Annotated in this window: 12 protein-coding genes; 2 read left to right on the top strand and 10 right to left on the bottom strand. The window is 57.8% G+C overall.

Annotated features, from left to right (window positions below; translation table 11 throughout):
* Positions 1-30 precede the first annotated feature (30 nt).
* Complete coding sequence (locus AC3Y7R_RS13685) at positions 31-1,023, top strand: ankyrin repeat domain-containing protein (RefSeq protein WP_490042606.1); 993 nt, start codon at positions 31-33, stop codon at positions 1,021-1,023.
* A 36-nt stretch (positions 1,024-1,059) separates the two neighbouring features.
* Positions 1,060-2,031, top strand: a complete 972-nt coding sequence (locus AC3Y7R_RS13690) for a Gfo/Idh/MocA family protein (protein WP_490042607.1) — start codon at positions 1,060-1,062, stop codon at positions 2,029-2,031.
* On the opposite strand, the gene AC3Y7R_RS13695 is transcribed toward AC3Y7R_RS13690, so the two are convergent.
* The 10 genes from AC3Y7R_RS13695 to AC3Y7R_RS13740 form a co-directional block, all read right to left on the bottom strand.
* Positions 2,028-2,387 carry an MmcQ/YjbR family DNA-binding protein gene (locus tag AC3Y7R_RS13695; protein ID WP_490042608.1) on the bottom strand — a complete coding sequence of 120 codons (360 nt, stop codon included), beginning with the start codon at positions 2,385-2,387 and terminating at the stop codon, positions 2,028-2,030. The two genes, AC3Y7R_RS13690 and AC3Y7R_RS13695, sit on opposite strands and share 4 nt — an antisense overlap.
* A gap of 106 nt (positions 2,388-2,493) precedes the next feature.
* Positions 2,494-3,978, bottom strand: coding sequence for an inorganic phosphate transporter (locus AC3Y7R_RS13700; RefSeq protein ID WP_490042609.1), 1,485 nt, complete (start codon positions 3,976-3,978; stop codon positions 2,494-2,496).
* Between the two features lie 88 nt (positions 3,979-4,066).
* A complete protein-coding gene (locus AC3Y7R_RS13705; protein ID WP_490042610.1) occupies positions 4,067-4,480 on the bottom strand; it encodes an NUDIX hydrolase in 414 nt (137 codons plus the stop codon).
* Positions 4,481-4,663: 183 nt separating this feature from the next.
* Positions 4,664-5,143, bottom strand: coding sequence for an HNH endonuclease (locus tag AC3Y7R_RS13710; RefSeq protein WP_490042611.1), 480 nt, complete (start codon positions 5,141-5,143; stop codon positions 4,664-4,666).
* Between the two features lie 290 nt (positions 5,144-5,433).
* On the bottom strand, positions 5,434-7,275 hold the full coding sequence (locus AC3Y7R_RS13715; RefSeq protein WP_490042612.1) for a M3 family oligoendopeptidase: 1,842 nt from the start codon (positions 7,273-7,275) through the stop codon (positions 5,434-5,436).
* A 90-nt stretch (positions 7,276-7,365) separates the two neighbouring features.
* Complete coding sequence (locus tag AC3Y7R_RS13720) at positions 7,366-8,169, bottom strand: metallophosphoesterase (RefSeq protein WP_490042613.1); 804 nt, start codon at positions 8,167-8,169, stop codon at positions 7,366-7,368.
* A gap of 143 nt (positions 8,170-8,312) precedes the next feature.
* Positions 8,313-11,756: a pyruvate carboxylase gene (locus tag AC3Y7R_RS13725; protein WP_490042614.1), complete on the bottom strand. Its 3,444-nt coding sequence runs from the start codon at positions 11,754-11,756 to the stop codon at positions 8,313-8,315.
* Positions 11,757-11,836: 80 nt separating this feature from the next.
* A complete protein-coding gene (locus AC3Y7R_RS13730) occupies positions 11,837-12,247 on the bottom strand; it encodes a ribbon-helix-helix domain-containing protein (protein WP_490042615.1) in 411 nt (136 codons plus the stop codon).
* 15 nt (positions 12,248-12,262) lie between these two features.
* Complete coding sequence (locus AC3Y7R_RS13735; protein ID WP_490042616.1) at positions 12,263-12,820, bottom strand: DJ-1/PfpI family protein; 558 nt, start codon at positions 12,818-12,820, stop codon at positions 12,263-12,265.
* A 69-nt stretch (positions 12,821-12,889) separates the two neighbouring features.
* Positions 12,890-14,032, bottom strand: a complete 1,143-nt coding sequence (locus AC3Y7R_RS13740; RefSeq protein ID WP_490042617.1) for an alpha-hydroxy acid oxidase — start codon at positions 14,030-14,032, stop codon at positions 12,890-12,892.
* Positions 14,033-14,036: the final 4 nt, after the last annotated feature.

Below are 14,036 nucleotides of genomic sequence, written 5' to 3' on the forward strand. Positions count from 1 at the left end.
TTATGTAAAACCAGTGCAGAGAATGCACGCATGATGTTTTCACGCGCGGCTCCCGTGGTCCTGTTTACTGCTTTTTGCCTGAGTGCCACCGGGGCTTATATCGGTGGCGGCTTTGAGGTGTTCTCGACTGCGCGCGCGGTGCGCGAGATGCAAATCAATGTGCTTGATCGAAGCTTCACCGAGATGAAGCTGGCTTTGCAAGTTGGGGATACTGTCAGGTTTGAGGAACTGATTTCGGCTCGGATGAAGATGATGCAAACGGGGCGGCCAGACAAGATTAAAATGGATGAGTTGCCCGCTCCTTATGGGGTGTTGCGCACGGAATTGATGGCTGGTGATGTGGCGCAAGTGAGGGCACTTCTGAAGGCGCACCCCAAGCTGGACCTGAACCGTGCGCAGGGGCGATATGGTGCTGTGCCGCTGATTTGGGCGACGGGAAACGAGAGCCAAATGCCGGAGATGATCGCGGTATTATTGAAAGCTGGGGCGCGGCCAAATTTCGCCTCGGCGCGTGGTTATACGGTGCTGCATGCGATGGCCTCGCCCTTTAATTCATACGTTGGGGCTGGTGATGTTGCGGATGCGGTTGCCTTGCTGCCCGATGAGTTGATCAGGCAAACGACAGGCGCAGGGCTGAGCGCGCTGCATCTGGCGCTGGTTGGCAACAAGACCGAGCAAGTGATTGCATTGCTGGAACGCGGTGCGGACGCCAATACGCCGCCGCCGCTTGCGTTGGGCGAAGATTTCGCAGCTGGCCAACCGCCGTTGATGATAGCAGGGGGGAACCTGCGGATGGTTGCTGCCTTGTTGAAGGCCGGGGCCGACCCGGTGCGAGAAGACAGCCACGGGCGGAGCATTCTCGGTGCTGTTACGCAAGGTGCGCTTGCCGCCGAGCAGGCTTTGCTAGATCGTCTCAGTGCCAGCGAGGCGGAGGAGCACGACAGGCAAAATGCTGCGGATTATGCGCGTGCGCGCGGCATGATCCAGACGGCGATAGAAGCCCGCTTGGCGAGGGGCCAGTAAGCGCCTAGGGTTGCCCCGACCAATAGGGAGACAGCCATGACCAAGCCACTTAACTGGGGTATCCTCGGAGCCGCCAAATTCGCCCGCGAGCATATGGGCCCTGCGATTCATGCCGCCAAAGGGGCGCGACTGGCCGGGTTGGCGACAAGCTCGGCGGATAAGTTTGCGGAGTTTTCGGCGCTTTTCCCTGACCTTAGCCACCATGACAGCTACGAGGGCTTGCTGGCTGATGATGGCATTGATGCGGTCTATATTCCGTTGCCAAACAGCTTGCATGTGGAGTGGGGGCTGAAGGCCTTGGCGGCTGGAAAACATGTGCTGATCGAGAAACCTGTCGCGATGCAGGCAGGTGAGATTGACGCTTTGATCGCGGCCCGTGATCGTACTGGTTTAATGGCGGCCGAGGCTTATATGATCGTGCACCATCCGCAGTGGCAGCGCGCGCGGGCTTTGTTGGCTGAGGGGGCGATTGGGGCGTTGCGCCAAGTGTCTTGTGCGTTCTCGTTCGATAATCGCGACCCTGCCAATATTCGCAACAAGCCGGATATGGGCGGCGGGGCTTTGCCTGATATCGGGGTCTATGCGCTGGGGTGCGTACGCTTTGCCACGGGGGCGGAGTTCGAGGAGATTAGCGCCCAGATTGAGTGGGAAGGCGGGGTCGATACCACCGTGCGGGTACAGGCGCGGATCGCGGGCGCGCGCTATCATGGCTATGTGTCCACGCGAATGCACCCGTTTCAAGAGGTCACCTTTCATGGCGAAGGCGGGGTGATGCGCCTGAGTGCTCCGTTTAATCCCAACGTCTATCAGGAGAGCCGGATAGAGCTGTGTCAGGCCGATGGGGCAACTCAAATCGAGCGCTTTCCCGCCGCCAATCATTACGTCAATCAGGTTGAGGTTTTTGGTGCTAGCGCCCTAATAAACAAAGGAAAATATGCCTGGCAACTAGAGGATGCACAAGGCACGCAAAGGACGATAGATGCGGTTTACGCGGCTGCGAAGGCTTAGGTTGGGAGCCCCAACTCGGCGCGCAATTTCTTGGTAAGCGAGCCCGCAACCATATCGTAGGAGGCACGAATATGAATGCGTAATTCCGTGTCAGAGAGGCCGGGTTCGCAATAGTGCTGCACCCATTTCATCCCGCGAGAGGCCAGATATGGCGCGGGGCGAACGCCGGGCATATCTGGCAGAATTTCCCACGCTAAATCTGATACTTTGAAGGTGAAGGCGTCTTTACCTTTGTTCCATCCACACACAGCAAAAAGCTTGGGCCCAACTTTCCAAACATCGGAATTGCCCCATTGAACCACATGATTGGTGGCTGGAAGTGTGGCGCAAAAGGCGTTGTAGTCGTCGCGGGTCATAAGGGCGTATGGCTCGGTTGTTTTGTACGTGGTGTACCGCTTGTACGGAATTATAGCACGAATGTACAAATTAGGCTTCGCGCCAGTTTATGGCTCGAAACTAGGGTCAACCTGCGACGGCATTTATTCCCAAGAAGATCACCGCTGATAGGGCCGCGGCTGCGGGAACTGTGATGACCCAAGCCGCGATGATGGTCATGAAGTGCGAGCGGCGCACCAGTTTGCGGCGGCGACGTTCTTCAGAGGCGAACTCGGCGCGGTCCGGCATGTCCATGCGGGCTTTCTTGATGCGGCGCTCGGCGTCCCATTCGCGGAAGAACCCGACGCCAAATACACCGCCCACCGCGATATGGGTGGAGCTGACGGGCAGGCCCAACCAACTGGCCACGATCACGGTGATTGCGGCGGATAACGCGACGCAATAAGCGCGCATCGGGTTTAGCTTGGTGATTTGGCTGCCGACCATGCGGATCAGTTTTGGGCCGAACAAAAACAGTCCAAATGAGATCCCAAACGCGCCGATAATCATCACCCAGAACGGGATGGAAATCGCGTGGGTGAAGTCGCCGGATTTGGACGCTTGCACGATGGCTGCCAACGGGCCGACAGCGTTGGCGACGTCATTGGCCCCATGCGCAAAGCTGAGCATGGCGGCGGAGACGACCAGCGGAATGCCGAACAAAACCTTGAGGGATTTGTTGCGGTTTTCTAGGCCCTCAGATTGCTTGCGGATCAGCGGGATCATCACAGCCCAGGTTAGACCTCCAAGAACGGTGCCGATTGTTAATGCCGTTGCAAGGTCGATCTTGATGATTTTCTTAAAGCCCTTCAGGGCCAGATAAGACGTAAATGCACCGGCCATGATACCAACCAAAACCGGCACCCATTTACGCGCGGCTGCGATTTTATCGTCTTGATAGATGATGCGGGACTTGATCAGGGCAAGGAAGCCAGCAGCCACCAAACCACCCAAAACTGGCGAGATAACCCAACTGGCGGCAATCTTGGACATCGTGGCCCAGTTCACGGCGGCGATGCCTGCCGAGGCGATGCCAGCCCCCATAACGCCGCCCACAACGGAGTGCGTGGTGGACACTGGCGCGCCGACCCAAGTGGCGAGGTTGACCCAAAGAGCCGCGGACAGCAGTGCTGCGAGCATGGCATACATAAAGGTTTGCGCGTCGCCCATGCTCTCGGGCGCGATGATGCCCTTGGCAATGGTGGACACGACGTCACCGCCCGCAATCAGTGCGCCTGCACTCTCGAAAACGATGGCAATGGCAATGGCCCCGCCCATGGTCAGGGCTTTGGCACCCACGGCTGGCCCCATGTTATTGGCGACATCATTAGCCCCGATGTTGAGCGCCATATAGGCACCGACACAGGCGGCAATAATAACGATCAGGCTGTTGTTGGCTTGTCCAAAGAACATTGCGGCCGCAAGGCCCGCCAGAAGCACAAACACCAGTGAGATGCCCGGCCCAACCAAGGGACGCGCGACATAGCTGGTGGCCAGTTCCAGATTGGAATAGCGCGCAAGGTCGCGGTCCAGCGTTTCAAGGTGGCGTGCGTCGCCCTTGTTGTTGTCCATTAAGGAATCCCCCAGCTTTTCGAGCAGAGGAGTAGCGGCCTATGGGGGAGAAGATCAACCGCTCTAGGAGGTTCGTGCCAAATTTCTGTTACATATGTCGCAAGATAGACTTCAAATCGGTCTCTTGGATCATATTGGCCGCGTCATTTGGGCTGACCCATTTGCGTTCTCGCTGGTTGGCCTCGGGGAATTCGTCTTCCAAATTCTCGACCGCAACGGAATAGACGAGCGTCTCGACCGGAACAGGCAGGCCCGACGCCATTGTTTTGTCGTAGGTATATGTGCCGATGGACTGAGGCGCGGCTTTGCCGTCTTTCACGCCCGCCTCTTCCCAAGCTTCTTGCGCGGCGGCCTCGGAGGATTTTAACCCGCGAATAGGCCAACCTTTAGGGATGATCCAGCGGCCGGTGTCACGGCTGGTCACCAAGAGAACCTCGGTTTGATTGCGAAACTCGCGATGGCACAGGGCCGCCACTTGCAGCCGCCTTGGTCGTTGTAACATGGGAAGAAAGAAATCCTCCCAGATCGCACTCAAGCTACTGATCATACTGAAACCGCTCAATTTATTCTTTTTGATTGAGACTGAATATATGTGTTTGGTCAACAAATTGCAAATATGGGGGTTTTGGGCGTCATTACGGGCCGGAAACAAGAGATCAGGCGGCAACGTGCGTTTAGGGGCAGGCTAGCTGTGCTCCATCCGTTTGCGGAGCGCTGCGGGCGTGAGTGGCGGGTCAGTTTTATGTACCATTGCATGGCAATTGGGGCACAAAGGCACCAGATCGCGCAAAGGGTCGGTTTCGCGCTGCGCCGCATTGCCCAAGGGATCGAGGTGGTGGATATGGATGAAACCCGCGCCGATGTCCCCGCCATAGATAGAGGCAAAATCCATGTCGCAGGCTTGGCACGCAAGGCGGCCATCCTTGGCGGTGTAATGGGCGATACAGGCGCGGCGCAGGGTAGGGTTGCGCTCGAAAATGTTGCGGGTGATCTGGCGTGCGGCACCTTCGTTGCCAGAAGGTGTTTCGGGAAGGTCTTCGGGTGTTGTGACGGCTAAGGAAGACTCGGAACGCACCCAAAATGTCTTACCCGTTTCGGGTCGGGTACCTTCAGATTTCCCAGGTGACGCGCCAGCCAAAATTTGGCAGTCAGCGGTATACCTCATGAAAATATTGCTAAACTGGGAGTGACTTTGCGTTATCTCAACCCACCCAAAGTTGAGCAGCTTTTGTAGATTGTGACGTAGGTGCTGTTGACTTTCAGAAGGTGCAGTGAGGCCTAATCCCTTCATTTCAGCAATCACACGATAAACTGGATAAAATTGAGCATCTGGCTCTTCAGAAATCTGAATAAAGTGCTGCGATTGCCGAAGGGATTTTCCTGCCTGTTCGGACCTTTCTCGGCGATGTGATTGAGCGGCTTCAATAGCACGCTCAAAACACTCCTCGTCCGAAATCACTCTTCCATGGCTTCCAACTCGTCGATCATGCCAGAGATCATCGACAGGCCTTTGTCCCAGAATTTAGGGTCTGACGCGTCCAGCCCGAAGGGGGCCAGTAGCTCTTTGTGGTGCTTGGAGCCGCCTGCTTTCAGCATGTCGAAGTACTTGGCTTGGAAGTCGTCGCCGCCTTCCTCGAACACCGCATAAAGCGCGTTCACCAAGCCGTCGCCAAACGCATAAGCATAGACGTAGAACGGTGAATGGACGAAGTGTGGGACATAGGCCCAGAAGGTGTCGTAGCCGTCCATATACTCAAATGCCGGTCCTAAGCTTTCGGCCTGCACGGACATCCATAGCGCGCCGATGTCATCTGGCGTTAACTCGCCGTGGGCGCGGGCGGCGTGGAGCTTGCACTCGAAGTCGTAGAAGGCAATTTGGCGCACAACAGTGTTGATCATGTCCTCGACCTTGCCCGCCAGAAGCACTTTGCGCTCGGGTTTGGTTTTAGCCTTGGAGAGCATTTTGCGGAAGGTCAGCATCTCGCCAAACACCGAGGCGGTTTCGGCCAAAGTCAGGGGTGTGGAGGAGAGCATCTCGCCCTGCGCGGCGGCCAAAACTTGGTGAACGCCGTGGCCCAATTCATGCGCTAAGGTCATGACATCGCGTGGTTTTCCAAGGTAGTTGAGCATAACATAGGGGTGGACATCGGACACGGTTGGATGGGCAAAAGCACCGGGGGCTTTGCCGGGTTTGACGCCCGCATCAATCCAGCCGCGCTTGAAAAACGGCTCGGCGATACCCGCCATCTCGGGGGCGAAATCGTGGTAGGCTTCCATCACGGTCGCCTGCGCCTCGTCCCAACCCACAAGGCGGGGCTCGTCCATGGGCAATGGCGCGTTGCGGTCCCAAACCTGCATGACGTCGAGGCCGAGCCACTTGCGCTTCAACTCATAATAACGGTGGCTGAGTTTCGGGTAGGCTTCGACCACGGCATTGCGCAGGGCCTCGACCACTTCCGGCTCCACGTGGTTGGACAGGTGGCGGCCGGTTTGGGGCGTTGGCATGCCGCGCCAACGGTCCTCGATCTCTTTCTCTTTCGCCAAAGTATTGTGGACGCGGGCGAAGAGTTTGACCTGCTCGCCAAAGACTTTCGCCAACTCGCGCGCCCCTGCTTCGCGCTTGGCGCGGTCGTGATCGGTCATCAGGTTGAGCGTGCCCTCAATGTTCAGGGTCTCGCCATCGACGTTGAATTCCAACCCTGCGATGGTCTCGTCAAACAGGCGGTTCCACGCGGCAGACCCAACGGTGGATTGATCGTGCAGAAACTTCTCCAACTCGTCGCTAAGCTGGTAGGGGCGCATGGAGCGCAGGCGGTCAAAAACGGGCATATAGCGGGCTAGGTCCGGGTCTTGAGAAAACAAACCGTCGAGTTGGTCGTCTGGTATCCGGTTGATCTCAAGAGAGAAAAACACCAAAGGCGTGGTGAAGGCGGTGATCTTATCCTGCGCGTTGGCCATGAATTGGGCGCGGTCCGCGTCGGTGGTGTTTTGGTAATAGCGCAGCCCCGCGTAGGACATGACGCGGCCTGCCACCATCTCGATTTTCTCGTAACGCAGCACGCAATCCAGCAAGCCTTTGACGTCCAGATCGGCCAGCTTGTTCTCAAAATCAGTGGCAAAATCGGCGCAGGCTTGCTCCAGCCAATCCATGTCACGCTTGAATTCCTTAGCATCCGGCGCGCTGTAAAGATCGCTCAGATCCCACTCCGGCAGGTTGCCCAAGGCGTCGCTGCCTTGCCCGCTGTCTTGAATGTCACGAAGGGGCAGTTTGGGGGCAGGCAGGAAGGGTGTGCGCATGGGAAATCCTTTGGGTCATGTGGTTGGGATCAACCTAGGGTGCGACGCGCAGGGCAACAAGGCGTGATGGTGCAAATAGTGTGGGAGGTCTCAGGCCGAGTGGCCGTCTTGGACCGGGGCACCACGCGGCCCGACATCCTCAGAATGGACAGTGACGCCATCATCGCCCAGCAAGAGGATGCCATAGGCACCGGGCTCGTCGACTGAATGGCCACTGCCAGCAACTCCCAACATCATCGGCATCTGGTGACAGGCGCTTTTGAACACAGCAAATGGCACCCCGCGCACGGAGCCGGAAATGGTGCGATGAATATGGCCGCACAACAGTTGGACGACGTTGGGGTATTGGGTGATCAGATCGAAAAACGCATCATCATTGCGCAACCGAATGGCATCCATGCCGTCAAAACCTACTTTGAAGGGCGGGTGGTGCAGGGCCAAAATAACGGGCGCCCCAAGGGCTGCGTCAAGCGCGTCGCGCAACCAGTGCAACCGCGCCTCGCATAAAATTCCGGAGTGGGGTGGCTGAGCTTGCTCATCCAGCGTGTCGAGACAAATCAGATGATGGCGGCCCAAACGGATGACATGTTGCACATGGCCCGCAGGCGTCAGCGGGGCGGCGGGGAAAGCGCGGGTGAATTTGGCGCGATTATCATGGTTTCCCAACATCAAGGACATCGGAATTTGGACGTCCTCTATTAAAGAGCGTAACTGCGTATATTGCGCGGCGCTGCCGTGATGGGTCAAATCGCCCAAGACAACGATATGGGCCGCATCGGGGTGGTGGCTAAGTGCATGATCCAAAACGCCAGCAAAGCGCACGGAAGGATCCAGCCCAATAATCTCGCCATCGGGCTCCAATATATGTGGGTCCGTGAGGATAAGTAGTTTCATCTTGTCAAAAGTACTCCCGCCGGAGGCATCCGTCAGGGCAAATTAGAGCAAAGTTTGATCCGGTTGCCAACGCTGAAAAGTACACTGCCCAAAACAAAGAAGCCGCCGCCCCAAGGGCGGCGACATGGAGGTCAGGTGGGAGGTCAGATGTCTTCCAATTCCACCAGCAAATCCTTGGCGTCAATTTGTGCGCCGGGAGTGATATGTACGGCCCGAATGGTCGCGTCACGCTCGGCATGAATACCGGTCTCCATCTTCATCGCCTCGATGGTCAACAGCAAATCGCCCTCTTTCACCTCCGCTCCGGCACGCGCAGCAACAGTTGCCACAACACCGGGCATTGGGGCGCCGATATGGTTCGGATTGCCGACCTCGGCCTTTGGCATTTTTGCAATCGCCGCGCCCACTTTGCGGTTGGCCACGCGGATCACACGGGGCTGGCCGTTCAGCTCGAAAAACACCTTGGCCTCGCCCGCATCATCGGTCTCGCCCAAAGCCTGCATTCGAATTTCCAACGTCTTGCCCGGATCAATCTCGGCGCTGATTTCTTCCCCCGGTTCCATGCCATAAAAGAACGTCTTTGTGGGCAGGGTGCGCACGGGGCCATAGGTCCGGTGACGGCCCATATAATCGAGGAATACTTTGGGATACATCAGGTAACCGTTCAGGTCCTCATCGTCGATCTCGCGCCCGTCCAACAGGTCTGACACCTCCGCGCGCGTGGCTTCTAGGTCAACGGGTTTCAACTGCTCGCCGGGACGCGCGGTCGAAGCTTTTTCGCCCTTGAGGATTTTCTTCTGGATGGCTTTCGGCCAGCCGCCCGGAGGTTGCCCCAGATTGCCGCGCATCATGTCAACGACACTATCAGGGAAAGCTACATCAGTCTCGGGGTCTTCAACTTGATCTCTGGTAAGCCCTTGGGATACCATCATTAGTGCCATGTCGCCGACCACCTTGGAGGACGGCGTGACTTTCACTATATCACCAAACATTTGGTTCACATCGGCGTAGGTTTGCGCCACCTCATGCCAACGCTCTTCCAGCCCGACAGAGCGCGCTTGCGCCTTGAGGTTGGTGAACTGACCGCCGGGCATCTCGTGCAGATAAACCTCGGAGGCAGGGGCCTGTTGGCCACTTTCAAACGCTGCATATTGGCCGCGCACGGTCTCCCAATAGTCCGAGATCTGGCGCACGGTTTTGATGTCGAGGCCGGTGTCGCGCTCGGTATGCGCAAGCGCTTCGACGACGGAGCCCAGAGTGGCTTGGCTGGTGTTGCCCGACAGCGCGTCCATGGCGCAATCAACCGCGTCTACGCCAGCCTCGGAGGCGGCCAGAATGGTGGCAATTGCCACGCCAGCCGTGTCGTGGGTGTGGAAGTGGATTGGCAGGCCAACCTCTTCCTTCAACGCCTTCACAAGGATCGTCGCAGAGGCTGGCTTTAGCAGACCGGCCATATCTTTGAGGCCCAGAATATGCGCCCCGGCGGCTTTCAATTCCTTGCCCATATCGACGTAATATTTCAGGTTATATTTCGCGCGATCGGGGTTCAGGATGTCGCCTGTGTAGCAGATTGAACCTTCGCAAACCTTGCCGCTCTCGACCACTGCATCCATGGCGACGCGCATGTTTTCAACCCAGTTCAAACTGTCGAAAACACGGAACACATCGACGCCAGTCACAGCCGCTTGGCGCACGAATTCTTGTACCACATTGTCGGGGTAATTGGTGTAACCAACGCCGTTTGAGGCGCGCAAAAGCATCTGCGTCATCACGTTTGGCATGGCTTTGCGCAGGTCGCGCAGGCGCTGCCATGGGCATTCTTGCAAGAAGCGGTAAGCCACGTCGAACGTGGCCCCGCCCCAGCATTCCATCGAGAAAAGACCGGGCATATTGGCGGCATAGGTGGGCGCTACGCGGATCATATCAATCGAGCGCATCCGGGTCGCCAGCAAGGATTGGTGACCATCGCGCATGGTGGTGTCGGTGATCAGCAGGTGCTTTTGGTCGCGCATCCAGTCGGCGACGGCTTGCGGTCCGTGCTCTTCTAGGATGTTGCGTGTGCCATAGGTTGGCGTGCCTTGCGGTGCGGGCGCGCGGGGGGTGCGAGCCTCGGCGGGCAGGGCGCGGCCTTCGGTTTCGGGATGGCCGTTAACTGTGATGTCCGCGATGTAGGTCAGGATTTTGGTAGCGCGGTCACGGCGTTTCTTAAAGGTGAACAGGTCCGGCGTCTCATCGATGAATTTGGTGTGGTATTCGTAGTTGAGAAATGTCGGATGCTTGAGCAGGTTTTCCACAAATGCGATGTTGGTCGAGACCCCACGCACCCGGAATTCGCGCAGCGCGCGGTCCATGCGGTTGATCGCGGCCTCAGGTGTTGGTGCCCATGCGGTAACTTTGGTTAACAGGCTATCGTAATAGCGCGTGATAACCGCGCCTGCGTAGGCAGTACCGCCGTCTAAGCGGATGCCCATGCCCGTGGCAGATCGGTAGGTGGTGATGCGGCCATAATCGGGGATGAAATTGTTCTGCGGATCTTCGGTGGTGACGCGGCATTGCAGGGCGTGGCCGTCCAGTTTGACGTCATATTGGGATGCGCAGCCGGTGGCCTCGATCAGGGATTTCCCCTCTGCGATCAGGATTTGAGCGCGCACGATGTCGATGCCTGTGACCTCTTCGGTGACGGTGTGCTCGACTTGGACGCGTGGGTTTACTTCGATGAAGTAGAACTCGCCGCTGTCCATATCCATTAGGAATTCGACGGTGCCTGCGCATTCATAGTTAACATGTTCGCAAATCTTCTTGCCGAGGTTGCAGATTTGCTCGCGCTGCGTGCCAGATAGGTAGGGGGCAGGGGCGCGCTCGACGACCTTTTGGTTGCGGCGCTGGACCGAGCAATCACGCTCGTACAGGTGGTAGATTTGGCCATGGCTGTCACCAAGGATTTGCACCTCTACATGGCGAGCGCGCACGATCATTTTCTCTAGAAAGCCAGCGCTGTTGCCAAAGGCGGATTCAGCCTCGCGACGACCTTCAAGCACTTTCTCGACCAGCTCATCCTCGGAGTTGATGGCGCGCATTCCGCGCCCACCCCCGCCCCAAGAAGCCTTTAACATCAGAGGGTAGCCGACTTCTGCGGCTTGCTTTTTGACCAGATCCATATCGTCGCCCAGCACGGGAGTGGCGGGGATGACAGGCACGCCAGCATCAACCGCTACATCGCGCGCCGAGGCCTTGTCGCCAAGGGCGCGCATGGTGGCGGCTTTGGGGCCGATAAACTTGATGCCAGCAGCGTCGCAGGCATCAACAAATTCGGGGTTCTCGGACAGCAAGCCATAACCGGGGTGGATCGCGTCGGCACCAGACATTTTGGCGACGCGGATGATTTCTTCAATGCTAAGGTAGGCTGCAACAGGGCCGAGGTTTTCGCCTATTTTATAGGCTTCATCGGCCTTAAATCTGTGTAGGCCGAGCTTGTCTTCCTCGGCATAGATGGCGACGGTTTTCTTGCCCATCTCGTTGGCGGCACGCATGATGCGAATTGCGATTTCGCCGCGGTTGGCGATGAGAATTTTCTTGAAATCAGCCATGTGGTGTCTCCCCGTACTTTGCACTTGCAGCATGAATAGGGACAAAATGCCGCGAGGTAAACTCGCAACAAGTGGGGAGCCTAATGGGGTGTGGTTGTTTGAGGAGTAAATGCGAGGTGATTTAAAGCTCTGGTGGCGGTACGTTCTGCGTCGCGGGAGCGCTCTCGGCGCAGAATTTCGCGTGAGGCTAGATTGGTTAACTTGCCGCCGTTTCGGGCGAGTTCCGCATCGGCAATAAGTGACAGATAGCGGCCACAGCAGACCCTAAGAAAAGAGGTGAAGTTGCCGATATCATGGTCGACGTCCAGCGATTCAAAGTAAAGGTTTGTAATCAACTGGTTGACCGTCATGTGATCGCGATGTGCGATCTCTTCCAAGATGTCCCAAAAGAAGCTCTCGACCCGAATAGAGGTGGCCACGCCGTCAATCCGCAGGGATTTGGTCCGGCTGGCCCACTTTTCGTTGTCCGCGCCAATAAAGAGTTCGCACATCGCGTTTTTCCTTCGCTAGAGCAGGGCCATGAACTGCGACATCCAAGCGGGATGCGCGGGCCAAGCAGGGGCTGTCACGAGGTTGCCATCGGTGACGGCCTCTGTCACCTCAATTTCCGCGTAAGTGCCGCCAGCTTGGCGTACTTCTGGCGCGCAGGCCGGATAGGCGGCGCAATTGCGCCCGTCCAACACGCCCGCCGCGCTAAGAATTTGCGCCCCATGACAGACCGAGGCCACGGGCTTGTTGGTCTCAAAGAAGTGGCGCACGTGGGACAGGACTGCCTCGTCGAGGCGCAGGTATTCGGGCGCGCGACCGCCGGGGATCACCAGCGCGTCGTATTTCGCGGGGTCCACATCGTCAAAGGTGGCGTTCAACGTGAAGTTATGGCCGCGCTTTTCGGTATAGGTTTGATCGCCCTCAAAGTCGTGGATCGAGGTCGGAACCGTGTCACCGGCCTGTTTGCCGGGGCACACGGCATCGACGTTATGACCGCATGCGAGCAGGGTTTGAAACGGGACCATGGTTTCGTAGTCTTCGGTGAAGTCACCAGTGATCATTAGAATGTTAGCCATTTTATCCTCCCTAGGTATGACCCAAAGAGGGGTAGCGCAATTGGCCTGACTGCGGGTGGTATCGGGATACTACATCGCGGGGGTGATCCGTCGGGCGGGCAACTCGGCCAGTGTTTTAGCCCCGAGTTGCCCCATATTCGACGCCATATCTTTGGCCAGCATATCGGCCAAATGGGCCGGGCCAGCCTCGCCCAATGCGCCAAGTGCGTAATGCCATGCGCGACCCAGCATCACAAAATCCGCGCCCAGTGCCAGCGCGCGAATGATGTCGAGGCCGCCCTCGATGCCGCTGTCAAAAACCAGCGGTAGGGTGGTGGCGGCGCGAATGTGGGGCAGGCTCTCAATAGTGGCGGGGCTTGCATCAAATTGGCGGCCCGCGTGGTTGGAGACCCAAAGCGCGTCGACGCCAAGGTCTTGCAGGCGCGCGGCATCATCAGGGTTGCAGACACCTTTGATGATCAGCGGTCCGTCCCATTCATCGCGTAAATATTGGACATAATCCCAGTCGGGTGAGGTGCGCAGCAGGTAGCCGACATGCTCGGTCGAGGAGAGGTTCGTTGTTTGCTCGGCGTAGCTGTCCATCAGTTTCATGCGCGGCATTCCGGTTTTGCGAATGCCGTTCAGCCACGCAGGGCGCAGAGCTGCTTGGAGCGCGAGGCGGCCTGTCAGGCGCGGCGGCTGAGTTAGCCCGCCACGGGTCTGGCGTTCGCGACGCGAGGCCACGGGAACATCGACGGTCATGATTAAGGTGTTGAAACCAGAGGTTTTTGCGCGCGCCATCATATCCTTGCGAATGTCAGGGTCGCGGGGGGGGTACATCTGAAACCACGCATCCTCGCCCAGATGGGGGGCCACATCTTCGGGCGTTTGCGTGGCGACGGTGGACATGGAATAGGGGATGCCCAGCTTGGCGGCCTCGCGCGCAAGGGTCTTTTCAGCGCCGGGCCAGATCAGGCCAGACATGCCAACGGGGGCGATGCCGAAGGGCAGTTTGTAGTCGCGGCCCAGCAAGGTGGTGGACAAATCGGGCGTGAATTCACCGTGCAGGATCGAGGGGCGAAACAGCACCTCGTCGAGTTTGGTGCGGTTGCGGTTGAGCGTGGCCTCGGTGCCGGTGGCGCTGTCGAGATATTCCCACACGAAATGCGGGATGCGCTTGCGTGCGCGGGCTTTTAGGTCAGACAAGCCGGGGTATTTTGTGTGGTGATCCATCGGT

It is taken from the genome of Litoreibacter sp. (assembly GCF_058136045.1).

Excerpts from the sequence above, each read along its gene's own strand:
- AC3Y7R_RS13705 (WP_490042610.1), bottom strand. The coding sequence starts at position 4,480 with ATGTTACAACGACCAAGGCGGCTGCAAGTGGCGGCCCTGTGCCATCGC.
- AC3Y7R_RS13685 (WP_490042606.1), top strand. The coding sequence starts at position 31 with ATGATGTTTTCACGCGCGGCTCCCGTGGTCCTGTTTACTGCTTTTTGC.
- AC3Y7R_RS13700 (WP_490042609.1), bottom strand. The coding sequence starts at position 3,978 with ATGGACAACAACAAGGGCGACGCACGCCACCTTGAAACGCTGGACCGC.
- AC3Y7R_RS13730 (WP_490042615.1), bottom strand. The coding sequence starts at position 12,247 with ATGTGCGAACTCTTTATTGGCGCGGACAACGAAAAGTGGGCCAGCCGG.
- AC3Y7R_RS13735 (WP_490042616.1), bottom strand. The coding sequence starts at position 12,820 with ATGGCTAACATTCTAATGATCACTGGTGACTTCACCGAAGACTACGAA.
- AC3Y7R_RS13715 (WP_490042612.1), bottom strand. The coding sequence starts at position 7,275 with ATGCGCACACCCTTCCTGCCTGCCCCCAAACTGCCCCTTCGTGACATT.
- AC3Y7R_RS13710 (WP_490042611.1), bottom strand. The coding sequence starts at position 5,143 with ATGAGGTATACCGCTGACTGCCAAATTTTGGCTGGCGCGTCACCTGGG.
- AC3Y7R_RS13690 (WP_490042607.1), top strand. The coding sequence starts at position 1,060 with ATGACCAAGCCACTTAACTGGGGTATCCTCGGAGCCGCCAAATTCGCC.
- AC3Y7R_RS13720 (WP_490042613.1), bottom strand. The coding sequence starts at position 8,169 with ATGAAACTACTTATCCTCACGGACCCACATATATTGGAGCCCGATGGC.
- AC3Y7R_RS13725 (WP_490042614.1), bottom strand. The coding sequence starts at position 11,756 with ATGGCTGATTTCAAGAAAATTCTCATCGCCAACCGCGGCGAAATCGCA.
- AC3Y7R_RS13695 (WP_490042608.1), bottom strand. The coding sequence starts at position 2,387 with ATGACCCGCGACGACTACAACGCCTTTTGCGCCACACTTCCAGCCACC.
- AC3Y7R_RS13740 (WP_490042617.1), bottom strand. The coding sequence starts at position 14,032 with ATGGATCACCACACAAAATACCCCGGCTTGTCTGACCTAAAAGCCCGC.